Genomic DNA, 20,099 nt, shown 5'->3' with positions numbered 1-20,099 from the left:
GATGCGACAACCGGGCCGCTGGCCTGCCCACGGTCAGCTCCGGAAAGCGAAAGGGTCCACCGACTCCGTCGGCGGACCCTCAGGAAAGATCGAGGCTAGCCTTGATCGCAAACGCTGCCGGCTGCTGCCTCAGCGACCCGCACCTCGACTACGACTGCATCGACACGACAGTCATGGCCTCCGGAGCCCGGTACAAGCGCTGGCGGTTCGATGTGCAGCTCAAGTGCAGCAGCAGCGACAAGACCATTCGCCTGCTGGCCAACGGCGACTACTCGATGAGTCTTCCCGCCGATCAGTACGACACGCTGCGCGCGCCCGGCGCACCGGTACCCATGCGCCTCGTCGTGCTTGTTCTTCCCACGGGGGTCCAAGTCCCTCAGTTCTATGCGGACGGCGACGGCCTGCGCCTCGATGGCATCATGCTTTGGTCGGATCCCGATGAGTGGCCGGCTCTGGCCCCTGGTCAGGGGTCAGGCCGGGTGATTCTCCATCGTGAGAATGAATTCACCGCTGAGTACATCAGAGATTTAATGAAGATGCTGAGTGATGGAGGTGGGCGATGAGTCAAACAGAAATCGACGTCTTCTACAAGCTCGCCTCTTCGCTCGATCCCTTGCAGGTTTCTGGGTACCTAGAGGCCCAAGGGTGGGATCTTCTAGAACGCCACGAAGCTTTTCTTGAGTACTGGTTGGAACCGGGTCACCGAAATGATCCGGAGCGGGAAACCTCCCCCTATCTGCTTCCACTTGACATCTCTATGCGCAATTTTCAGCGCCGATTTGTCGAGTTCCTGACTGAGTTGGCCGACTATTACGAGTGCAGTGCTGAGCAGTTGGGGGAACGCCTGAGAGAGAAACTTTGGGACGCTTTCCTTATTCACCTCACTGAGGACGGAGCGAACCAAAATTCGATTGGCCTTGCTCTTGCTGGTAGCGCGATGCAAGTCGGTTTCAATCTCGTGCGGATCTCAGCCCTATACACTGCGAATCCGTGGCGTTCCCTGAGAGGTGGCGGCGCGCGGGGTGCTACTGTGAATCGATACCTCAGTGAAAGCGTTCGACTTGGACATACAGAACGCGGAAGCTACGTTATCCCGATTCTCTCGGTCGCGCACGGAGCTGGCGATAGCAGTTCACAATTTGGACGCCGCGTATTCGAGAATCTAGCAAAGGGGCTGCAGCGGATTTCGCAGCTTCCAGCAATGCTGGAGGGTGCGCGGGGCGAGCAATCGGGGTCAGCAGGACACTTTGAGGTGGCGCTCGTTCACGCTATGCGGGCCTTCAATAGTCTTCCTCAAGCGTTTACTTTTGATCTTTCATTCCGTTGGGCCGCACGCAGGGGTTTGCCGCCAGACATTCCCAGAAAGTCGATCTCTTTTAATCCTGAAATGATTCATATGCTCAGTGAGCTGACTCATGCGGATCAATTGATAGAGCATGAAGAGGCCTCATTGGCTACGGGTATGGCTTCGTATGGAAGCCGGCCGATGATTGCAGCAGCCCATGATTTGGCCGAACTGACTGGGAAGGTTATCGCCTTCGGTACGGATGATAGGCAAATCCGCAGTTTCGGTAGCCCTTACTTCGTCGTCGTTAGAGGAGAGTTCCAATCAGAGATCGCTGATATTAGAGTCGTTGTGAGCGAGGAGGAATACGACCTAGCTATTCGATCGAGAGAGCAAGATGAATCGGTTACGGCCTCTGGTTACTTCTCCAATGGACCTGCAGGTTGGCATCTAGAAGGCGAGTTGCGCTTTTCGCCTCGGCTGGTGTCAGAGTAGGGAACTCGCCTAGGGATGTGTTGTGGGCATGCCCGGAGGCGGGCCTTGGTCTGCTGACTCGCGAGTCAATCTGGCTCAATTACTGCACAACCTTCGACCGAGCAAACGCGAGGAGGGGAGGCCTTGCCTACTGGTTTGTGAGCTTCCCACACCCGTTCCATATCCACGTCTTTGAGTGACTCACGCATTCGCCTCAAGGCATTGTCGGAGAAACGTGGATGCTTCTGTGAACCCATTTCAAAGACGTAATAACATGTGGGGTCGGAGTCTATTCCCAAATGCTGACGCAAGGCGAGCGATTTCGGCGGAGAAATTTCGAGCCTTCGGGCCAACTGAGTCGCTGTCCAATGGTATTTTTTCTGTAGGTCCACTTCGCGAATTGCAGCGGCATCAGATTCGTTGCTAGCGAACCTGACGGGTGGCCCGCTCTTTTTGTCAAACCTGACTGTCAAGGTTGGTCCCTCACCGGAGAACGCGGTGCCGACTGCCTCAAGATTAGGGAATACAGACGCTCTATCCTTGCCCTGTGAGATTCCCTTCTCGACTCGATCCACATCCTTCTCACTCACGAGGCTATCTTCGGAGATGTGGCCTTCGATCGCCAGTAGGGTCCGAATCCTCGCCCGGGCCTCGTTGCGCGCCCTACGTCCCGGGCGTAGCAACTCAGAGATCTGGGTGAACTCCTTGTCGATGAGCACGTCGAGGCCGGCGGGCGGTGCAGTAGAGATTGGTAGTACTCGCAGAGGAAGATGATCGGCTAGGTGCTCGCTGAAGACCCTCGTCAGTAGATCGTCGAATAGGGTCACACCGGCCCGAGCGTGTATGAAGAGCATCTGCTCACTCACTATGTTGAACCAGTGTTGTTCGTCATCTCGCAGAGCGTCAATCGCGCGGAGTGTTCCTGCCTCCGCATCTGTCAGTTTGATGACTGGTTCTTGCCGTGCGAGTTGTAGGCACTTTTCGAATCCGATTGATCTTCCTAGGCTTTTATCGAAAACCGGCACGTTATTGTGCACCAGAGCTGCCTTTATGAGCATTTCGAAAGAGTGTTGAAGGTGTAGCAAAACGGCCGTAGCGCGGCCGTCGCTATCCACTGAGTTGAAGGATGCGGCCATACTTGTGAGGGAAGCTATAGCCTTCTTTTTCAGCGTTCGGGTTGACTGCTTCAACTGCTCTCCTGACTCTCACATGTATCTGACATCGAAGCATGACGGCTGGCGCGACGTCCATGTCTTAGTTCACTTGTATCAGTGCTTGTACTCGAGTGCCCTCGAAGTCCTCGGAGCTGCTAGGCCCGGGAAGGTGGTTCCAGATCTGGCGACGGGCAAGGTACTGACGTCGAGCGCAACTGTTGAACTTGTTGGTTACTGCTACACCTGTACGCGCGGATGCCGTCCGCCGTACCCCACGCACGCGGTGTCGTCGATGCCCCTGGGCGCCACTAGGTCGGCGGAGGGGCTTTGGGCTGGAGCTGCTTTGGCGCGAGTGATCATGGCCCCGTAAGCTTCCGGCGCGTCGGGCAGTCTGTGGACCTGCCCGGTAAAGCACGACGTTGGGGCCATGATCTTCGAGGCTCGCGCCAAAGTGGCTGCCTAAAGCCGTGGAGCCGACCGCCCCAGCCACAGAGGGGTTCTCCCCCTCTCATAGCCGCACCCGCTGTCCGTCCGGCGGCCTGGTGCGGGATCAGCGGGCCGTATGAATGTCCGCGCGTCTGGCAGCGTCGGTCCGCATGCCACCGCCACCACGATCCGGCCTCTTGCGGTAACACAGAGCGTCTTTGACCTGCCCTGTTGGGGATCACCGTTCGTCCCCGTGCCCGTGTTGGAATGAGGCCGCTGCGTGCGGCGACGGGCGGGCGGCGACGTGCGGCCGGTGGCGAAGACATTGAGGCAGCGCGGCGGCGACCGACCGGCGCCGCCGCGCTTGGCGCGGCCCTCGGGTCTTGATCCGACCTACCTGGAGTAGGCAACCGGGTGGAAAGGGGTGCGCGGTGGCCCCGTCGAGGCATTGGGGCCCTACTACTGTTGCATCTTTCCCTTCCTGAGGCCGGATCGTGGTGGCGGTGGTGTGTGGGCCTGCGACGCCGTTTGATGTGCTGGGGCGGAGTGTGCGGCGGTCGGGTTGGCGATGATCGATGAGCGTCCGTCGGCCACCGGACGAGCGAGCGAAGCGAGCCTTGATGACGTAGGGAAAATCTGTCCGCAGCATGATCCGGATCGTCCGGCTCGGGGCTGTCGGCTACCTGCCCGTCTGGGCTACGGTGCGGTCTATGCCCTCTGATCTGGACACGCCTCAAGGCGCGGCCGAACTGGCCGAGTCGCTCTTGCCTCCGCTCGGGAACCGCTGGCTGCACACTCAGGCCGTGGCGGAACGCGCACGTGAAGCATCTGCGGCAGTGTCCGAGGAGGACCGTGATCTACTCGTTGCCGCTGCCTGGCTGCACGACATCGGTTACGCGCCCGAGCTGCGGGAGACAGGGTTCCACCCCGTCGACGGGGCACGCCACCTGGAAAGGCTTGGGGCACCGGCTCGTCTCGTTCGACTGGTCGCTCACCACTCCGGCGCCATCTATGAGGCCGAACAACGCGGGCTGACCGCCGAGCTGGCCGAATACGAGCGGGAAGACTCCCCGGTCCTGGACGCGCTGATCTACGCGGACATGACGACCGGCCCCGCCGGGCAGTCCTTCGACTTCGACGCGCGCATGGACGAAATCTTGGAGCGATACGAGCCGGGCAGCGTGGTTCACACCGCGATCACCAAGGCACGCCCGTACCTCGGCGCTGCCGTCGAACGGACACGCGCCCGCCTCAGCGATCAGCCGATGTAGGGCTCAGTGCGTTTGGCCAAGCCATGATCGATCCGCATCCGCATCGACGGGTGGATGTTCAGGGCGTCCAGCCGACCGGGGTGCACAAAGGCCACTTCCTTGCTCTCGCTGCTGGTGCGCAGCTCGCCGCCGATGATGCGAGCGTGAAAGCAGATCGAGAACTGTTGGCGTACCTCGCCGTCGTCGTACGCCATGACGTGCCCGGGATTGGTGTAGATGCCGACTAGGCCGGTCACCTCGACGTCGAACCCGGTTTCTTCCTTCGTCTCGCGTACGGCAGCGTCGGGGGCCGACTCGCCGACATCGATCCCGCCGCCGGGCAGTGCCCAGAGGTTGTTGTCGGTCTTGTGGATCAGCAGCACTTCCCCGGCGTCGTTCAGGGCGACCGCGGTAACGGACGGGACGATGCTGTTCGCCTTCGGGGCGTTCGGATCGTTGAAGTAGTCGACTCGGGCCATGCCTCCAGACTCGCATGTCCAGCCGCCGACTCGACCGGCTGGGGACCGGTGCCGGTTCTGCCGGCGCCCGCAGCCCCGGCCCCGAGCTGCCCTATGCGGGTCGACCGTGTTCCCACGCGTAGTCGAAGCTCCGCATGTAGTGCCGGAACGTCCGAGCTCCGGGGATGTACCGGAAGTGCAGCACCGGGTTCTGCCCTGCGGGCGCTCCTAGCACGTGAGGGTTCACCAACACGTCGTCGTCGAACCGATAGATCGAGTTGTAGAGGATCGTGTCGTGCAGCCGGACCTCAACGCCGGGCGTCGTCATGGCAGGTTCGAGGTAGCGGCGCGTGATCCGGGCGCGTGCGGCCAGGTCGCTCCCGATGCCCTCCTCTTCGCCCCGCTGGCGCACCATCTCCGAGTCGGGGTCGCCGAGCAGGACGCGGATTTTCGCCCCGGCCTTGGCCTTCTCCGCCAACTGGTCCGGAAGGTCGGGGTGGCTGTCGAAGAGGAACAGACCGGCGTAGACGAGGACGTCTACCTGGTCCTTCGCCTTCTCGATCAGCGATGACCACAGCGCCGCCGGTACGGCCCCCCGGTGCGGGTAATACGTGATCAGCTCAGACGTGCTCGCCGTCTCGGCCTGCTTCTCCACAGTGGGCCAGAGGTAGACCTCATCGACGCCGAGGAAGCTCGCGGCCTTCCAGCGGTGTCCCCGGTGCGGTGTGCGGTTGGTCGTGATCCAGCGTTCCACGCTCTTGGGGTCGACTCCGACGTGTTCCGCTACCGACTGGATCGTCTCGCCCTTCGCCGAAATTGCCGCGCGCAGACGCTCGTTCGCCATGACGTGCCCTTCTTTAGGACGTCTCGGGGACGTTTTGACGGTACCTCAGACGTCCCTGAACGTCCATACGGACCGTGATACGTCCACCACCTTCCGCGGTCTCCTGATCTCACCGACGAACGGTCGGCCCAACAACTCTCCCGAGATCAGGAGAACAGACCATGCGTCAGATCCCTGTCGACACCAACTCCGCCACCGTGATGGTTGCCCAGGCCCCGGAGCCCAAGGTCCGTGACCGTCGGACCGGTGAGATCGCTACGGACGCCGAGACCGGCGCAAAGCTGATGACCGTCAACGTGATGTTCGCCCTCCACGGCGAGGTCGAGATCCTGAACATCACCGTCCCGGAGACCGGCATCTCCGGTGAGCTGGCCATGGGCACCCCGGTCGCCCTGACCGGCCTGATCGCCCGGCCGTGGGAGAACGAGTTCAATGGCCAGAAGCGGCACGGGATCGCCTTCCGCGCGGTCGCCGTCACCTCGCTGGTCGACGCCGCCGCGACGTCCAAGGCGGCCTGAGCCATGACGTGGCTGACCGTCGCCCTGGTGCTGGTCGTTGCCGCTGCGGGCCTCCTGCGATGGCGGCGCCCCGCCTGGTACTGGCTGACCTTCGGCGTAACCCTCGCCGCCCTGCGGGTCCTGATCCGCTACAGCTCCGTCATGGACGCCTGCGGCCTGACAGTCCCGCCCTCCCGCTGGCGGCTAGCCCTCGCCCGGACCACCAACCGGCCCGTGCCGGGTGCCCGCGCTCCGCGGATCCTGCGGCTGCGACCGACCCGGACCGGACTGGTCCTGCGGCTCGGACTCCGCGCCGGGCAGGACGCCTTCGACGTGGCGGCTTCATGTGACCGGCTGCGGCACTCGTTCGCGATGTACGGCGTCACCTCCCGTGAGCTGCGCTCTGGAGTCGTGGAAGTGCGCATGACCGGCTACGACGTGCTCAAGCGGGTGCAGATGCCCGCCCGGGTCGACACCTGCTCGATGAGGGTTCCGGTCGCCCTGCGCGAGGACGGTGCCGTGCACTACCGCGACTACCGTGCCGTGCCGCACGCCTTGACCATCGGCGCCACCGAGTCCGGCAAGTCCGTGTATCAGCGCAACCTCGTGGCCGCGCTCGCGCTGCAACGCGTCGCCCTGGTCGGGATCGACTGCAAGCAGGGAGTGGAACTGTTTCCGCTGGCCCGCCGGTTCTCCGCGCTGGCCGACAACCCCGACACCGCCGCCGAGCTGCTCGACGCCCTGGTGGTCCACATGGAGGAGGTGTATCAGCTCATCCGCGCCAAGCAGCGGATCACTGCTGACGTGCCGGATGCGGACATAGCCGCCGACATCTGGGACCTGCCCGAGGACCTGCGGCCGGTGCCCATCGTGGTCCTGGTCGACGAGGTCGCCGAACTCGCCCTGAGCACGAAGAAGAACGACCCGCGCCGGGACCGGATCGTCAAGGCCCTGGTTCGCCTGGCCCAGCTCGGCCGCGCCGCCGGCATCTACCTGGAGGTCTGCGGACAGCGTTTCGGGTCCGAACTCGGCGACGGCATCACCATGCTCCGCGCCCAGCTGACCGGCCGCACCGCCCACCGTGTCAACGACGAATCCTCGGCCAAGATGGCCTTCGGCGACATCGCCCCGGACGCCGTCCTCGCCGCCATCCAGATCCCGACCGACGCTCCCGGCGTTGCCATCACGGGCGATTCCACCGGCGGTTGGGCTCGTATCCGCGCCCCGCACACCTCGCTCCGGCAGGCAGTGAACATCTGCAACCGGCATGCCGACCTGGCCCCGGACCTGCCCGCCCTGGCGCCCTTCCGACCAGCCCTCGACAGCCCGAAGCCGGTCCCTGCCCCGGCCGTCGAGTCGGCCCCGGCCGCTGCCTGACCTGAGGGAAGGAGGCGACACCATGCCCCGCTCGATCCGCCCGGATGCCGTCCTCGTCCAGGCCGTCATCGCCGGAGCCCTGTCCTTCGCCCACCTGCACGACCTGGCCGCCGCTGCCGGACAGACCGGCTGGAAGGCGTGGGCCTACCCGGTCAGCGTCGACCTGCTCCTGGTCGCCGCCTGGAGGCGTCTCCGCGCGGATGGCCCGTCCCGGCTGGCCTGGTGCTGGTTCCTGGTGGCTCTGGTCGCCTCGCTCGGCGCGAACATCGCCACCGCCGGATTCCTCGACCTGGCCGACCCGCCCGGCCTGCTCCGACTCGGCGTCGCCGGATGGCCCGCGCTGGCCTTCCTCGGCGGCACCCTCCTCGCCCACTCACCCACCCCGGACGCCGAACGGGTGCCGGTTCCGCCGGCACCCCCGACCCCGGCCCCCGAACAGGCTCCCGAACCTGCGCCCGCCCTGGAGCCGGAGCCGGAGCCCACCCCCGAACTACCCGCCGCCGACCCGGAACCCGCGCCTGCTCCGCCTGTGCCGGTCCCGGCCGCGCTGGTCGCCCACGCCCGCAAGGTCGCCGCCGACCATCAGGCCCGTACCGGCAACCGCATCGACACCGACACCCTGCGCGCCCGCCTCGGCGTCCCGCCCCACCTCGCCGACGCCATCGCCGCCCAACTCGCCTGACAAGGAGGCAAGGCCATGCCCGCTCGTGACTTCTTCCACTCCGTGATGCGGATCGGCCCGGTGCAGATCGGCACCCACCGCGACCGCCACGGCCAGACCAAGCACGCCGCCGTGTGCACCAACGACGACTGCGGCTGGTCCGCCGACTACACCAGCCAGACCGCCGCCCAGCTCGCCGCCCGCACCCACCGCTGCAAGGTCCGCTAGGAGTCCACCGCCATGCAGGTCCCGCTCTGGCTCGCGCTGCTCGTCGTCGGCTACCTCGGCGTCAAGCTCATCCGCCCGCCCGCCTGGCTCATCGCCGTCCTCCTGCTCGGCGGCTTCCTCCTCGCCGACAGCGTCCTGGCCCCAGCGATCAACAGCCTCATCAAGTAACCCAGCTCGGAAGGGAGAACAGCCATGCTCCGCCCGAAGATCCCGACCATGCCGACCCCGACCGGCCACATCACCCCGCCCGCCGTCATCGCGCCGACCACGGTCACCCCGGCTGCGCACACCCCGCCGCCCGTCCCGGCACCGTACCGGCCGACCATCCAGCTCACCCCTGGCACCGCACTGGCTCTCGTCGGCGGCGGCACTGCCGTGGTCCTGGTCGTCGGTGCCGTCCTGGTCTCCATGCTCCTGGCCGTCGCCATCACGGGCGTCTCGGTCGCCGTGGTCGCCGTCGTCCTGCGTTCCCTGCTCGCCTCCGAGGCGAAGCGGCGCTGACCGGCCCCCGGGCGGCCTGACACCGCCAAGCATCCGCCGCCCGGGCGCCGTCCCTGTCCGATCTCTCAACCGGAAGGAACACCCATCATGACCGGCTCCACCCCGGTTCCCAGCACCACGGCACGGATCTGCCCGAACTGCGACGGCTTCGCCACTGCTGCCGTATCCTCCGGCGGCCGCGACGGCCGTGGCCACCTGCACACGATCGCCCTCGACTGCCCGGCATGCCACGGCACCGGAACTATGCCCGCCCGCGCCGCCCAGCTCGTCGGGGGCCGCGCGTGACTGACACCGCGACCTTCGCGGGCCTGGACCCGATCACCCTGGGGGACCTTCTCAGGGTGGCCGGGTCTCCGGGCTTCGACCGCTGGCAAGACCAGATCCGCCGCACCGGCGGCTGCGCCGACCCCATCCACCTGACCGGATGGGTCCTCCACAAGGACAAGACCACCGGCGAGACCCTGCACCACTACTCCACCGAGAACGAGCCGGGCGGACGCCTCCGCGTCGCCTGTGGCAACCGCCGCGCCTCCCGCTGCCCGGCCTGCGCCTGGACCTACGCGGGCGACACCTACCACCTGATCCGCGCGGGCCTCGCCGGAGATGACCGGCGCGACATCCCGGCCACGGTCCGCGATCACCCCCGCGTCTTCGCCACCTTCACCGCCCCCTCCTTCGGCCCGGTCCACAACCGGCCCGACCGCGGCTCCTGCCACTGCGGCACCCGCCACCCCGAGGACGACCCCGCCCTCGGCACGGCCCTGGACCCGGTCACGTACGACTATGCAGGCACGGTGCTCTTCAACAATCACGCCGGGGAGCTCTGGCATCGCTTCATCAACCGGCTTCGCCGCGAGATCGCCGCCCGTGCCGGACTGACTCAGCGCGAACTGAAGGAGGTCTGTCGGGTCTCTTACGGCAAGGTGGCCGAGTTCCAGAAGCGCGGCGCCGTCCACTTCCACGCCGTGATCCGCCTCGACGGACCCGACGGCCCCGACTCCCCGCCGGCGCCTTGGGCGACGGTCGCCCTCCTTGAAGACTCGATCCGTGCGGCTGCCGCGCACCACTACAGCAGCGTGAGCGTGCCCGCCGCCGGGGACCAACCCGCACGCACCTTCAAGTGGGGCCGACAGCTCGACATCCGCCCCGTCAAGGCCTTCGGCGACGGCTCGGACATCACTGAACAGGCGGTGGCCTCCTACGTCGCCAAGTACGCCACCAAGGCCGCCGAGAACACCGGCACCCTCGACCGCCGCATCGGCGAACTTGCCGAACTCGACCGCCACGGCGTCCCCGACCACGCCCGCCGCCTGATCCGAGCGTGCCGCGACCTCGATGAGCTGTACCCCGACCGACGCCTCTGGGCCTGGGCTCACATGCTCGGCTTCCGCGGCCACTTCTCCTCGAAATCCCGCCGCTACTCCACCACCCTCGGCGAGCTCCGCCAGGCCCGCGCCGACTACCGCGCCGCCCAAGAGCGTGACGCACTCGGCCTCGATGACTTCGAGCCGGATTCCGTCCTGGTCCTCGCGGACTGGCAGTTCGCCGGACACGGCCACACCCCCGGCGAGTCCGCCCTCGCCGCCACCATCGCCCGCGACCTACAACTCAACCGCGAAACCGCCCGCGAAGCCCTACGAGACGAACTCGCACAGGAAGGAGAACTGACGTGAAAGACGAGCTGATGACCGTTCGAGAGGTCTGCGCCGAACTCAAGGGCATCTCACGCCGGACCTTCTATCGCTGGCGAGAGTTGGGGGAGGCGCCCCAGGCGTTCAAGTTGCCCAATGGTGAGCTGCGTGTCTGGCGCAGTGACTTCAATGCATGGCTGAACGCCCGAGAATCGGCGGCGACATGAGGTCTCTTGATGTGAAGGTCTGGGGTGTTCGGAAGCGGAACACCAAGAAGCCGTCTTATGACGTCCGATGGACTGTCGCCGGCAGCGTGTTCTCCGAGCAGTTCCGGACCAAGGGCCTCGCGGACCACTTCCGTTCCAAGCTTCTCCTTGCCACCCGTGAGGGCGAAGAGTTCGACACGGTGACAGGGCTGCCTGACTCACTGGTCGAAAAGTCACCTTCGAAGACCTGGTATGCCTTCGCGCTGGACTACCTGGCGATGAAGTGGCCACACGCGGCACCGAACACGCGCAGCGGGATCAACGAGTCGTTGACCGCCGTGACGGTAGCTCTCCTCGACGATCGCCCGGGGCGTCCGTCCGATGACGAGCTCAGGAAAGCGCTTCGTAACTGGGCTTTCGTCCTTCCGGGCCCGGAGGGTCGCGAGTTACCGACCGAGGTTGCCAACACGTTGCACTGGGTCGCCAAGGCGTCGCGCCCTCTCTCTGACCTCGGTGACCCTGCGATCGGTAGGGCTGTGCTGGACTCCCTCAAGCTGAAGCTTGACGGAACGGCGGCAGCAGCGGAGACCGTACGGCGCAAGCGACGGACGCTCGTCAATGCAATGCACTACGCGGTAGATCTCGGAGAGTTCAAAGAGAATCCGATCACGGGTATCCGCTGGAAGAAACCGAAGGTGGCCGGGGAGGTTGATCCCCGAGTAGTGGCCAACCCCGAGCAGGCGCGTTCGCTGCTTGCTGCTGTCTCGTACGTCGGCGGGTACCGTCGTGCGCGTGGTCGTCGACTTGTCGGCCTGTTCGCCTGCATGTACTACGGAGCCTTCCGCCCGGCTGAGGCTGTCGGCCTCACGAAGGCAGACCTGAAACTGCCAGAGACCGGCTGGGGGACAGCCCTGTTGAATCGGACGCGCCCCAGTGTGGGCAAGCAGTGGACGGATTCCGGCGAGACCCACGATGACCGAGGTCTCAAGAATCGGCCGGCCGAAGAGGTCCGGATCGTGCCGATCCCGCCTCAGCTCGTCGCCATCCTTCGGCAGCACCTCGACATGTTCGGGACTGCCGAGGACGGGCGATTGTTCACCAATGAGCGTGGGGGAGTGGTCGGCTCCTCGACGTACTACCGTGTGTGGCAGGAGGCTCGGGCGTTGGCGCTCCCGCCGGCCGCGGTTGCCTCTCCGCTCGCTTCTCGGCCGTACGACCTTCGACACTCGGCGTTGTCGACCTGGCTCAACTCCGGAGTCGACCCGACTGAGGTCGCCGAACGGGCCGGGAACAGTGTTGAGGTCCTACTGAGCCGCTACGCCAAGTGCATCGATGGGCGGCAGGAGATCGCCAACCGCAAGATCGAAGAGCTGTTGCGCGAGTACGAGTGATCGCGTTCAAACGGCGCCAGCCCCCAGCCCACACGGGCCGGGGGCTTCGTCGTGTCTCGGCCGCATTCCGGCAGTCGGTTGTTGCCGGGTGCACCTGCCGCGTCGTGTTCTGTTTCAGCGATAGGTGATTTTCCCAGGAGTCCCGTCTGATTCGCGGTCTACGCATTCGCGGCTGGGCTGTCGACCCTCACAGTATGGGGGCTTCTGAGGAATGGTCGCGTCCGCTTGGTGGTGGGCGGTCCCGGTGCCCGTACTGCGGGCTGTTGGGGGACCGGGCATTGACGCTTGAGCAGGATTGGGTGCTGCTGGAGCCGGACATGGCCCCGCTCGCCCACACGGTGCCGGCCGAGCATCGGTGGATCGAGTTGTCCGATGGCCGGGTGACCGTCTACGGCGTGTGTCCGCCGGATCCGTTCCAGCGGTGCCGTGTCGAACACCGGCTGGCGTGCTCGGAACAACCGCTGCCCGATCTCTGGCCGTGGCTGACGGCACTGCGCGACGAGAATGCGCGGCGAGCGGAGCGGCTGGCGGACCCGGAGCCGCCAGAGCTTCCGGAGGAATGGCTGGATGCGGGGTAACAGTGACTCGGGGCGGGCATGCAGCCGGCGGGCATCGACTTTCAGGTACCTACCAAAACCGTCCGTGCTTCCGTAACAGTTCACTGAGTGGGGAAGGTGAGTCGCAGAACGATCTCGCCGTCGTCGATCTCCCCGGTGGGCTCGAATCCGAACTTCTGGTAGAAGGGCCACGGTTCGCCGTCGCCGGGCTCGTAGCTGGTCAGCAGCTCTGTGGCGCCGTCCGCGCGCACCAGGGTGGCGACCTGCGTGAGCGCCTCTCGGCCGATCCCTCGCCCCTGGTACCGCTTGTCGACGAGGAGGCGCCAGAGGAAGTGGCGCCCTTTGTAAGGACCGGCTGGCGGTTTCCACGACAGCATCACGAAGCCGACTGGCTCATCGCCGCGGTACACGGCGCGGTACCAGGGATTGGCCTCCGGTTTCTTCGCCGCCTCCTTGAGGGAGTGGGACACGGAGGCGACGAACTGCTTCTGGTCACGTCGGACGCGAAGGGCACGGACGGCATCCCGGTCGTCGTCGGTGATCTCCCGTAGGTGCACGCTCGGGGATCTCATGCCACACCCCTTCCGCATCCGGCAGCTGCGCCGTCCCGGCCTACGTGAAGAGCCGCTACCGGGCAGCATCCCCGCGCATCCGCGTTGTCGAGGCCTCTAGGTCGACGTCTTGGCAGCGTATTCGACACAGGCGATCCGGAGCGGGACTGGCACGCCGGGCTGTGAGCGCGTCCAAGGCAGCTCCTGGCGGAGGTGATCGCCCAGGCGGTCGTCCGATGACCAGCTCAGGAAGGCGCTTCGTAACCAGGCTTTTGTCCTTCCGGGCCCGGAGGGTTGCGATCTGCCGACCGAGGTGGTGAACACGCTGGTCTACGGTTGTTTCGGGATCTCTCAGACGTCCACCCGGTGAACGAGGGGAAGGGCGCGGTGAGCGGCCTCGCTCTGACCGCGGAACGAAGGTCGGAGACCTCGCTTTTTACGAGTCAGGGCGTCGTTCGGCACGCGGACGCACGTCTGGAGCGAGAGAAGAGATCATGGCTGCGACGAAGAAGATCCTGGTCATCGTCACCAACACCGGCGAGTACGAAAAGGTCGGCATGCGCACGGGACTGTGGCTGGGCGAGCTGACTCACTTCTGGGATGTGGCTGCGGAAGGTGGCTACACCATGGACATCGCCAGCCCTCAGGGCGGGGCGATCCCGCTGGATCCGGAGAGTCTTTCCCATGAGGTTCTGGCAGAACTCGACACCGACAAGCGATACAGGGATCGAAAGTTCATGGATCTCCTGGAAGACACAAGGAAGATCTCCAACGTAAATCTCGACGACTACGACGCGATCTACCTCACGGGTGGTCACGGAGTGATGTTCGATTTTCCGCAGACCCCTGAACTGGAAGACTTGATGGCTCGGTTCTACGAATCGGGGCGCGTCGTGTCGACGGTCTGCCATGGAGGGACTGGCCTGCTGAACGTGACTCTGAGCAACGGCGACCCTTTGGTGAAGGGGAAGAAGGTCACGGGCTTCTCATGGCCCGAAGAGGAGTTGGCGAACCGAGCAGACGCCGTCCCCTACAACCTGCAGGAGCGGCTGAAGGAGCTGGGCGCCGACTACAGCACGGCCGACAAGCCGTTTGAGTCGTATGTGGTCGAGGACGGGCGGCTGATCACGGGCCAGAACCCCGGTAGTGCCAGGGGAGTGGCACAGGCGGTTCTGAGGCAGTTGAGCGCGGCCTGAGCACTCCGCAGCGGCGCCGTCGGACTGCCGAGCTGGCCGGCGAGCGGCTTCCTTCTTCAGCGGTTGATCCCGAATGGGCCGCCGCGGCGCTCAACCCTCGGGGCCGTCCGGGGTCTCCCGTTTGCCGGGGCTGACCTGGGCCAACGCTCCAAGATCCTGTCCACGAATAGTCCACAGACCCCGTCCTAGGGCCGCTCAACGCTGCGTACGCCTGCACATACAAGAAGACCCCGCACTCAGCGTTTTCGCTGGTGGCGGGGTCTTTTGGCACCTTCTTCGAGGTGCCCCCGGCAGGATTCGAACCTGCGCACACGGCTCCGGAGGCCGTTGCTCTATCCCCTGAGCTACGGGGGCGGGTCGGGCGCGGTGTGTGCGCCCGGCGACGGGTAGAACATTACCAGCTCTGGTGGGGTGGTCATGAACGTTTTCCGGGGGGTCGGGTGGGGAGGGTGTCCACTCCATTGGGGTTGTGTCCCTCGGAGGGGGTGGAAGTGGGGAAAACCCGGACGCGGTGGCCGGTCTGGACCTACGCTCGAGGTGTGCCAGGGGCTTCCGGCCGGGTGCTTGTTGTGGACGACAACAAGGTCATCCGGCAGCTGATCAGGGTCAACCTTGAGCTCGAGGGTCTCGAGGTAGTGACCGCGGCCGACGGTGCCGAGTGTCTGGATGTGGTGCACCAGGTGCGGCCCGATGTCGTCACCCTCGATGTCGTCATGCCTCGGCTCGACGGGCTCACGACCGCGGCTCGGCTGCGTGCCGATCCCCGTACACGTCACCTTCCGCTCGCCATCGTCAGTGCCTGTACGCGGCACGAGGTCGAGGCCGGGCTCAGTGTCGGCGTCGACGCCTTCCTCGCCAAGCCCTTCGAGCCGTCGGAACTCGTCCGGCTGGTGCAGGGGTTGGTCGAGGGGCGGAAGGCCGGTGTCGGGTCCATCGGGCCATGCGGTGGCAATGGGGCAAGTGGTCGTTGTGGGCCCGGTGGGTCTTCCGGGGGCGAGTGGGCCGGGTACGGCAGAGGCAATGGGTGAGATCGGCCGCCGTCGGTGATCCGCACCGTCACGACGGTCGGTGATCGGTGATCTGTACGGGCGCGATCGCCCTTGTTCCGTATGGTCACGACGGTCGGTGATCTGTACGGGTGGGATCTCCCGTGTCCCGTACCGGTTCGGTTCACCGGCGTCCACATGCCGATATCCCTGCGAAACCGGTTCGCCTACCCACCCCCCTTCTCCCCTACGCTTGTCCCGTGACCCCCGTCGAGCTCTCTCGTACCGTGCTGCACGCGGTGCGCCGTGCTGTGGACGTGGGGGAACTGCGCGTGAGCGTTCCGGAGCGGGTGGTCGTCGGGCCGCCGGGGCCCGGGGGATGCGGGGACTACGCCACCAACGTCGCTCTCCAGCTCGCCCGGCCCGCCGGGCAGCCTGCCCAGCACGTCGCCCAGGTGCTGCGCCGGCACCTCGTCGCATCCGACGGCATCGACGACGTGTCCGTCACCGGGCCCGGGTTTCTCAACATCCGCCTTCGTGACTCCGCGGGCGGCTCCGCTCGTCTCGTCGCCGAGATTCTGCGGCGCGGGTCTGAGTACGGCCATGTCGAGCAGGGGGGCGGGCGGGGCGTTCCGCCGTACCGTCTGCGTTGCCCCTTCGATGTTCGTGCCGTCGTCGTCACCGAGGTCGTCGCCCGGCTGCTTCGGGCCCAGGGCCACCGCGTACGTATCAGCTGTGACGGGCCGCCCCCTCGGGAGTGGGCCGACGTGCTCGGGGTGTCCGTCCAGGATTTCCTCGACCGCCACGATCTCCGGGGTCCGCTGCTGGAGGGCGACGGCTTCGAGCTCGATGTCCGGTCCGTTCCCGTTCCCGTCGACCGCTGTGCCGAGATCCTCGCCCTCGGGCGTGATGCCGGGCGGTGGGCGCTGCTCCACCCCGCCGGCCACGATCGGGTACGGATCAGTGGCGAGCACCTCGTCCAGCGTGAGAGCAACCCTCTCTTCCGCGTCCGGTACGCGCACGCCCGCACCCGGGCCCTGCGCCGCAACGCCGCCGGTCTCGGGTTCCATGCCGAACCCGGGCCGCTGTCGGCCCTCGCGGACGACAACGCCGTGGATACGACGGATCCCACCCGCACCACGGACCTCCGTCCGCTGCTCACCGCCCTCGGCGATCATCCCCGCGTCCTCGCGCAGGCCGCCGCGCACCGCGCGCCCGATCGTCTCGCTCGGCACCTCGTCACCGTCGCCGATGCCGTGCTGCCCCTCCTGTCCGCCGTACTGCCGCTCGGCGAGGAGAAACCCTCGGCCGCCCACCGTGCCCGGCTCGCTCTCGCCGAAGCCGCCGGGACGGTGCTGGCCGGTGGCCTGTCCCTGCTCGGCATCGACGCACCTGACCACCTCTGAGAGAGCCCAGAGAGACGTAACCGACATGAGCCGTTCCGCACACCCCGCCGGGCCCCGTCACGCCGATGTCCTGCCCGAGGGGCACTACTCGGCGCCGCCCGCCGACCTCAACAGCCTCGATCCCAAGGTCTGGGCGCAGACCGTCGGGCGGGACACCGACGGTGTCGTGACCGTCGGCGGGATCCCCGTCACCCGGCTCGCCGAGGAGTTCGGCACCCCCGCCTACGTGCTCGACGAGGCGGACTTCCGTGCCCGTGCGCGGGCCTGGCGCGGCGCCTTCGGGCACGACGCCGACGTCTTCTACGCGGGGAAGGCGTTCCTGTCCCGTGCCGTCGTGCGGTGGCTGGACGAGGAAGGGCTCAATCTCGACGTCTGCTCCGGGACCGAGCTGGCCACCGCGCTGTCCGCCGGGATGCCGGCGGAGCGTATCGCCTTCCACGGCAACAACAAGTCCGCCGCCGAGATCACCCGTGCCGTCGAGGCCGGGGTCGGGCGGGTCGTGCTCGACTCCTTCCAGGAGATCGTCCGGGTCGCGCACATCGCGCAGTCGCTCCGGAAGCGGCAGAAGGTCCAGATCCGGATCACCGTCGGTGTCGAGGCCCACACTCACGAGTTCATCGCCACCGCCCACGAGGACCAGAAGTTCGGCATCCCGCTGGCCGGCGGGCAGGCCGCGGAGGCCGTGCGGCGGGCGCTGAAGCTCGACGGGCTCGAACTGATCGGCATCCACAGCCACATCGGGTCCCAGATCTTCGACATGTCGGGCTTCGAGGTCGCCGCTCACCGTGTCGTCGGCCTGCTCAAGGAGGTCCGTGACGAGCACGGCGTCGAACTGCCCGAGATCGACCTCGGCGGCGGACTCGGGATCGCGTACACCAGTGACGACGACCCGCGCGAGCCGCACGAGATCGCCAAGGCGCTGACCGAGATCGTCACCCGCGAGTGCGAGGCCGCCAAGCTGCGCACGCCGCGCATCTCCGTCGAGCCCGGGCGCGCCATCGTCGGCCCGACGGCCTTCACGCTCTACGAGGTCGGCACCGTCAAGCCGCTCGAGGGGCTGCGTACGTACGTCTCCGTGGACGGCGGCATGTCCGACAACATCCGCACCGCCCTCTACGACGCCGAGTACACCGTCGCGCTCGCCTCCCGCACCTCCGACGCCGAGCCGATGCTCGTCCGTGTCGTCGGCAAGCACTGCGAGAGCGGGGACATCGTGGTCAAGGACGCCTTCCTGCCGGCCGACCTCGCCCCCGGCGATCTCGTCGCCGTGGCCGCCACCGGTGCCTACTGCCGGTCCATGGCCAGCAACTACAACCACGTGCTGCGCCCGCCGGTCGTCGCCGTCGCCGACGGTGAGGCCCGGGTGATCGTCCGCCGGGAGACGGAGGAGGATCTCCTGCGGCTCGACGTCGGGTGACACCCCGATCCCAGGTGACCCGGGTGACGTGCGAAGCGACTTCGGCTGACGCGGAAAGTGATCCCGGGGCACAGGGGAAGCGATTGCGTGTGACCCGAAAGGCGATCCCGGTGACGCCGAAAGCAAACCCCGAGTGGACGCCGAAAGTGATCCCGAATGGCACGGAAAACACCCGGGCGCCGGAAGTTCTCCGGTCTTCCGGCCCGGTCAAAATGAAATAAACGTCTCAGGATCCGGACAATTGACAGAAGCTCCGGTCCGGTGAGTGAGACTGGTCCAACCGTAGACGGTATGAGGAAACGAGGTCGGATGATGCGTACGCGTCCGCTGAAGGTGGCGCTGCTGGGCTGTGGGGTTGTCGGCTCAGAGGTGGCGCGCATCATGACGACGCACGCCGACGACCTCGCCGCCCGCATCGGCGCCCCGGTCGAACTCGCCGGGGTGGCCGTGCGCCGGCCCGCCAAGGTCCGCGAGGGCGTCGACCCCAGCCTCATCACCACCGACGCCACCGCCCTCGTCAAACGCGGCGACCTCGACGTCGTCGTCGAGGTCATCGGCGGGATCGAGCCCGCGCGGACCCTCATCACCACCGCCTTCGAGCACGGCGCCTCCGTCGTCTCCGCCAACAAGGCGCTCCTCGCCCAGGACGGCGCCGCCCTGCACGCCGCCGCCGACGAGCACGGCAAGGACCTGTACTACGAGGCCGCCGTCGCCGGGGCCATCCCGCTGATCCGGCCGCTGCGCGAGTCCCTCGCCGGCGACAAGGTCAACCGGGTGCTCGGCATCGTCAACGGCACGACCAACTTCATCCTCGACAAGATGGACTCCACGGGCGCGGGATATCAGGAGGCCCTCGACGAGGCCACCGCCCTCGGGTACGCCGAGGCCGACCCGACCGCCGACGTCGAGGGGTTCGACGCCGCCGCCAAGGCCGCCATCCTCGCCGGGATCGCCTTCCACACGCGCGTACGGCTCGACGACGTCTACCGCGAGGGCATGACCGAGGTCACCGCCGCCGACTTCGCCTCGGCCAAGGAGATGGGCTGCACCATCAAGCTGCTCGCCATCTGCGAGCGGGCGGCCGACGGCGCCTCCGTCACCGCGCGCGTGCACCCCGCGATGATCCCGCTCAGCCATCCGCTGGCCTCGGTGCGCGGCGCGTACAACGCCGTGTTCGTCGAGTCGGACGCCGCCGGGCAGCTGATGTTCTACGGTCCCGGCGCCGGCGGCTCGCCCACCGCCTCCGCCGTCCTCGGCGACCTGGTCGCCGTCTGCCGCAACCGGCTCAACGGAGCCACCGGGCCCGGCGAGTCCGCGTACGCCGCGCTGCCCGTGTCGCCCATGGGCGACGTCGTCACGCGCTACCACATCAGCCTGGACGTCGCCGACAAACCGGGCGTCCTCGCCCAGGTCGCCACCGTGTTCGCCGAGCACGGCGTGTCGATCGACACTGTTCGCCAGCAGGGCAAGGACGGCGAGGCCTCTCTCGTCGTCGTCACCCACCGTGCTTCCGACGCGGCCCTCACCGGGACCGTCGAGGCGCTGCGCAAGCTCGACACCGTCCGCGGTGTCGCCAGCATCATGCGGGTTGAAGGAGAGTAAC

At 66.6% G+C, this 20,099-nt stretch carries 23 protein-coding genes and 1 tRNA gene; 19 read left to right on the top strand and 5 right to left on the bottom strand.

All coding sequences use genetic code 11. The annotated features are described in order from the left end of the window. Positions 1–563, top strand: a 563-nt coding sequence (locus tag ACWDUZ_RS23085) for a DUF4365 domain-containing protein (protein ID WP_451633668.1), incomplete at its 5' end; no start/stop codon positions are given. Then, positions 560–1,780: a hypothetical protein gene (locus ACWDUZ_RS23080; RefSeq protein WP_451633667.1), complete on the top strand. Its 1,221-nt coding sequence runs from the start codon at positions 560–562 to the stop codon at positions 1,778–1,780. The genes ACWDUZ_RS23085 and ACWDUZ_RS23080, both read left to right, overlap by 4 nt. A 65-nt stretch (positions 1,781–1,845) precedes the next feature. On the opposite strand, the gene ACWDUZ_RS23075 is transcribed toward ACWDUZ_RS23080, so the two are convergent. Then, positions 1,846–2,949, bottom strand: a complete 1,104-nt coding sequence (locus tag ACWDUZ_RS23075; RefSeq protein ID WP_451633666.1) for a hypothetical protein — start codon at positions 2,947–2,949, stop codon at positions 1,846–1,848. A 1,100-nt stretch (positions 2,950–4,049) separates the two neighbouring features. On the opposite strand from ACWDUZ_RS23075, the gene ACWDUZ_RS23070 reads away from it, so the two are divergent. Beyond that, a complete protein-coding gene (locus tag ACWDUZ_RS23070; RefSeq protein WP_451633676.1) occupies positions 4,050–4,610 on the top strand; it encodes an HD domain-containing protein in 561 nt (186 codons plus the stop codon). On the opposite strand, the gene ACWDUZ_RS23065 is transcribed toward ACWDUZ_RS23070, so the two are convergent. Beyond that, positions 4,598–5,068: an NUDIX hydrolase gene (locus ACWDUZ_RS23065; protein ID WP_451633665.1), complete on the bottom strand. Its 471-nt coding sequence runs from the start codon at positions 5,066–5,068 to the stop codon at positions 4,598–4,600. The two genes, ACWDUZ_RS23070 and ACWDUZ_RS23065, sit on opposite strands and share 13 nt — an antisense overlap. 91 nt (positions 5,069–5,159) lie before the next feature. Beyond that, positions 5,160–5,891 carry an XRE family transcriptional regulator gene (locus ACWDUZ_RS23060; RefSeq protein ID WP_451633664.1) on the bottom strand — a complete coding sequence of 244 codons (732 nt, stop codon included), beginning with the start codon at positions 5,889–5,891 and terminating at the stop codon, positions 5,160–5,162. A 161-nt stretch (positions 5,892–6,052) separates the two neighbouring features. On the opposite strand from ACWDUZ_RS23060, the gene ACWDUZ_RS23055 reads away from it, so the two are divergent. From ACWDUZ_RS23055 to ACWDUZ_RS23005, 11 genes are all read left to right on the top strand, one after another. Continuing rightward, positions 6,053–6,409 (top strand): SCO3933 family regulatory protein, encoded by a 357-nt coding sequence (locus ACWDUZ_RS23055; RefSeq protein ID WP_451633663.1) that lies wholly within the window; start codon positions 6,053–6,055, stop codon positions 6,407–6,409. Between the two features lie 3 nt (positions 6,410–6,412). Next, positions 6,413–7,765 (top strand): FtsK/SpoIIIE domain-containing protein, encoded by a 1,353-nt coding sequence (locus ACWDUZ_RS23050; protein WP_451633662.1) that lies wholly within the window; start codon positions 6,413–6,415, stop codon positions 7,763–7,765. A 22-nt stretch (positions 7,766–7,787) separates the two neighbouring features. After that, on the top strand, positions 7,788–8,447 hold the full coding sequence (locus ACWDUZ_RS23045) for a DUF2637 domain-containing protein (protein ID WP_451633661.1): 660 nt from the start codon (positions 7,788–7,790) through the stop codon (positions 8,445–8,447). Positions 8,448–8,462: 15 nt separating this feature from the next. Continuing rightward, complete coding sequence (locus ACWDUZ_RS23040) at positions 8,463–8,654, top strand: mobile element transfer protein (RefSeq protein ID WP_451633660.1); 192 nt, start codon at positions 8,463–8,465, stop codon at positions 8,652–8,654. Between the two features lie 12 nt (positions 8,655–8,666). Continuing rightward, positions 8,667–8,822, top strand: a complete 156-nt coding sequence (locus ACWDUZ_RS23035; RefSeq protein WP_189908094.1) for a hypothetical protein — start codon at positions 8,667–8,669, stop codon at positions 8,820–8,822. Positions 8,823–8,846: 24 nt separating this feature from the next. After that, complete coding sequence (locus ACWDUZ_RS23030) at positions 8,847–9,155, top strand: SpdD-like protein (protein ID WP_451633659.1); 309 nt, start codon at positions 8,847–8,849, stop codon at positions 9,153–9,155. Between the two features lie 87 nt (positions 9,156–9,242). Then, positions 9,243–9,440, top strand: a complete 198-nt coding sequence (locus tag ACWDUZ_RS23025) for a hypothetical protein (RefSeq protein ID WP_451633658.1) — start codon at positions 9,243–9,245, stop codon at positions 9,438–9,440. Continuing rightward, complete coding sequence (gene repSA, locus ACWDUZ_RS23020; RefSeq protein ID WP_451633657.1) at positions 9,437–10,828, top strand: replication initiator protein RepSA; 1,392 nt, start codon at positions 9,437–9,439, stop codon at positions 10,826–10,828. The genes ACWDUZ_RS23025 and repSA overlap by 4 nt, the downstream gene beginning before the upstream one ends. Before the next feature lie 11 nt (positions 10,829–10,839). Further along, entirely contained in the window at positions 10,840–11,013 is a 174-nt protein-coding gene (locus ACWDUZ_RS23015) for a helix-turn-helix transcriptional regulator (RefSeq protein WP_451633675.1), read from the top strand. Next, on the top strand, positions 11,010–12,383 hold the full coding sequence (locus tag ACWDUZ_RS23010; RefSeq protein WP_451633674.1) for a tyrosine-type recombinase/integrase: 1,374 nt from the start codon (positions 11,010–11,012) through the stop codon (positions 12,381–12,383). Before ACWDUZ_RS23015 ends, ACWDUZ_RS23010 begins: the two co-directional genes overlap by 4 nt. 194 nt (positions 12,384–12,577) lie before the next feature. Beyond that, complete coding sequence (locus ACWDUZ_RS23005) at positions 12,578–12,961, top strand: DUF6083 domain-containing protein (RefSeq protein WP_451633656.1); 384 nt, start codon at positions 12,578–12,580, stop codon at positions 12,959–12,961. A gap of 80 nt (positions 12,962–13,041) precedes the next feature. Here the strand turns inward: ACWDUZ_RS23005 and ACWDUZ_RS23000 are convergent, their stop codons facing one another. Continuing rightward, positions 13,042–13,512 (bottom strand): GNAT family N-acetyltransferase, encoded by a 471-nt coding sequence (locus tag ACWDUZ_RS23000; protein WP_451633655.1) that lies wholly within the window; start codon positions 13,510–13,512, stop codon positions 13,042–13,044. A gap of 473 nt (positions 13,513–13,985) precedes the next feature. Here ACWDUZ_RS23000 and ACWDUZ_RS22995 point away from each other — a divergent pair, with 473 nt between their 5' ends. Continuing rightward, positions 13,986–14,687 (top strand): type 1 glutamine amidotransferase domain-containing protein, encoded by a 702-nt coding sequence (locus tag ACWDUZ_RS22995; protein ID WP_451633654.1) that lies wholly within the window; start codon positions 13,986–13,988, stop codon positions 14,685–14,687. A 282-nt stretch (positions 14,688–14,969) separates the two neighbouring features. On the opposite strand, the gene ACWDUZ_RS22990 is transcribed toward ACWDUZ_RS22995, so the two are convergent. Beyond that, a tRNA-Arg gene (locus tag ACWDUZ_RS22990) sits at positions 14,970–15,041 on the bottom strand. 131 nt (positions 15,042–15,172) lie between these two features. Between ACWDUZ_RS22990 and ACWDUZ_RS22985 the strand changes: the two genes are divergently transcribed. The 4 genes from ACWDUZ_RS22985 to ACWDUZ_RS22970 all read left to right on the top strand — a co-directional run bounded on the left by ACWDUZ_RS22985 (position 15,173) and on the right by ACWDUZ_RS22970 (position 20,098). Next, a complete protein-coding gene (locus ACWDUZ_RS22985; protein WP_451633653.1) occupies positions 15,173–15,715 on the top strand; it encodes a response regulator in 543 nt (180 codons plus the stop codon). Positions 15,716–15,933: 218 nt separating this feature from the next. Further along, a complete protein-coding gene (gene nrtL, locus ACWDUZ_RS22980; protein ID WP_451633652.1) occupies positions 15,934–17,079 on the top strand; it encodes an ArgS-related anticodon-binding protein NrtL in 1,146 nt (381 codons plus the stop codon). A 25-nt stretch (positions 17,080–17,104) separates the two neighbouring features. After that, positions 17,105–18,496: a diaminopimelate decarboxylase gene (gene lysA, locus ACWDUZ_RS22975; RefSeq protein WP_451633651.1), complete on the top strand. Its 1,392-nt coding sequence runs from the start codon at positions 17,105–17,107 to the stop codon at positions 18,494–18,496. 309 nt (positions 18,497–18,805) lie between these two features. Then, positions 18,806–20,098, top strand: coding sequence for a homoserine dehydrogenase (locus ACWDUZ_RS22970; protein ID WP_451633650.1), 1,293 nt, complete (start codon positions 18,806–18,808; stop codon positions 20,096–20,098). Position 20,099: the final 1 nt, after the last annotated feature.

The organism is Streptomyces sp. NPDC003393 (assembly GCF_053589015.1).
This window is presented reverse-complemented; position numbering and strand designations above follow the sequence as displayed.

Coding starts and splice junctions, on each gene's coding strand:
- ACWDUZ_RS23045 (WP_451633661.1), top strand. CDS start 7,788: ATGCCCCGCTCGATCCGCCCGGATGCCGTCCTCGTCCAGGCCGTCATC.
- lysA (WP_451633651.1), top strand. CDS start 17,105: ATGAGCCGTTCCGCACACCCCGCCGGGCCCCGTCACGCCGATGTCCTG.
- ACWDUZ_RS23035 (WP_189908094.1), top strand. CDS start 8,667: ATGCAGGTCCCGCTCTGGCTCGCGCTGCTCGTCGTCGGCTACCTCGGC.
- ACWDUZ_RS22995 (WP_451633654.1), top strand. CDS start 13,986: ATGGCTGCGACGAAGAAGATCCTGGTCATCGTCACCAACACCGGCGAG.
- ACWDUZ_RS23060 (WP_451633664.1), bottom strand. CDS start 5,891: ATGGCGAACGAGCGTCTGCGCGCGGCAATTTCGGCGAAGGGCGAGACG.
- ACWDUZ_RS23030 (WP_451633659.1), top strand. CDS start 8,847: ATGCTCCGCCCGAAGATCCCGACCATGCCGACCCCGACCGGCCACATC.
- ACWDUZ_RS23055 (WP_451633663.1), top strand. CDS start 6,053: ATGCGTCAGATCCCTGTCGACACCAACTCCGCCACCGTGATGGTTGCC.
- ACWDUZ_RS23025 (WP_451633658.1), top strand. CDS start 9,243: ATGACCGGCTCCACCCCGGTTCCCAGCACCACGGCACGGATCTGCCCG.
- ACWDUZ_RS22970 (WP_451633650.1), top strand. CDS start 18,806: ATGATGCGTACGCGTCCGCTGAAGGTGGCGCTGCTGGGCTGTGGGGTT.
- ACWDUZ_RS23040 (WP_451633660.1), top strand. CDS start 8,463: ATGCCCGCTCGTGACTTCTTCCACTCCGTGATGCGGATCGGCCCGGTG.
- ACWDUZ_RS23015 (WP_451633675.1), top strand. CDS start 10,840: ATGACCGTTCGAGAGGTCTGCGCCGAACTCAAGGGCATCTCACGCCGG.
- ACWDUZ_RS23065 (WP_451633665.1), bottom strand. CDS start 5,068: ATGGCCCGAGTCGACTACTTCAACGATCCGAACGCCCCGAAGGCGAAC.
- ACWDUZ_RS23080 (WP_451633667.1), top strand. CDS start 560: ATGAGTCAAACAGAAATCGACGTCTTCTACAAGCTCGCCTCTTCGCTC.
- ACWDUZ_RS23010 (WP_451633674.1), top strand. CDS start 11,010: ATGAGGTCTCTTGATGTGAAGGTCTGGGGTGTTCGGAAGCGGAACACC.
- ACWDUZ_RS23050 (WP_451633662.1), top strand. CDS start 6,413: ATGACGTGGCTGACCGTCGCCCTGGTGCTGGTCGTTGCCGCTGCGGGC.
- ACWDUZ_RS23070 (WP_451633676.1), top strand. CDS start 4,050: ATGCCCTCTGATCTGGACACGCCTCAAGGCGCGGCCGAACTGGCCGAG.
- ACWDUZ_RS23000 (WP_451633655.1), bottom strand. CDS start 13,512: ATGAGATCCCCGAGCGTGCACCTACGGGAGATCACCGACGACGACCGG.
- ACWDUZ_RS23005 (WP_451633656.1), top strand. CDS start 12,578: ATGGGGGCTTCTGAGGAATGGTCGCGTCCGCTTGGTGGTGGGCGGTCC.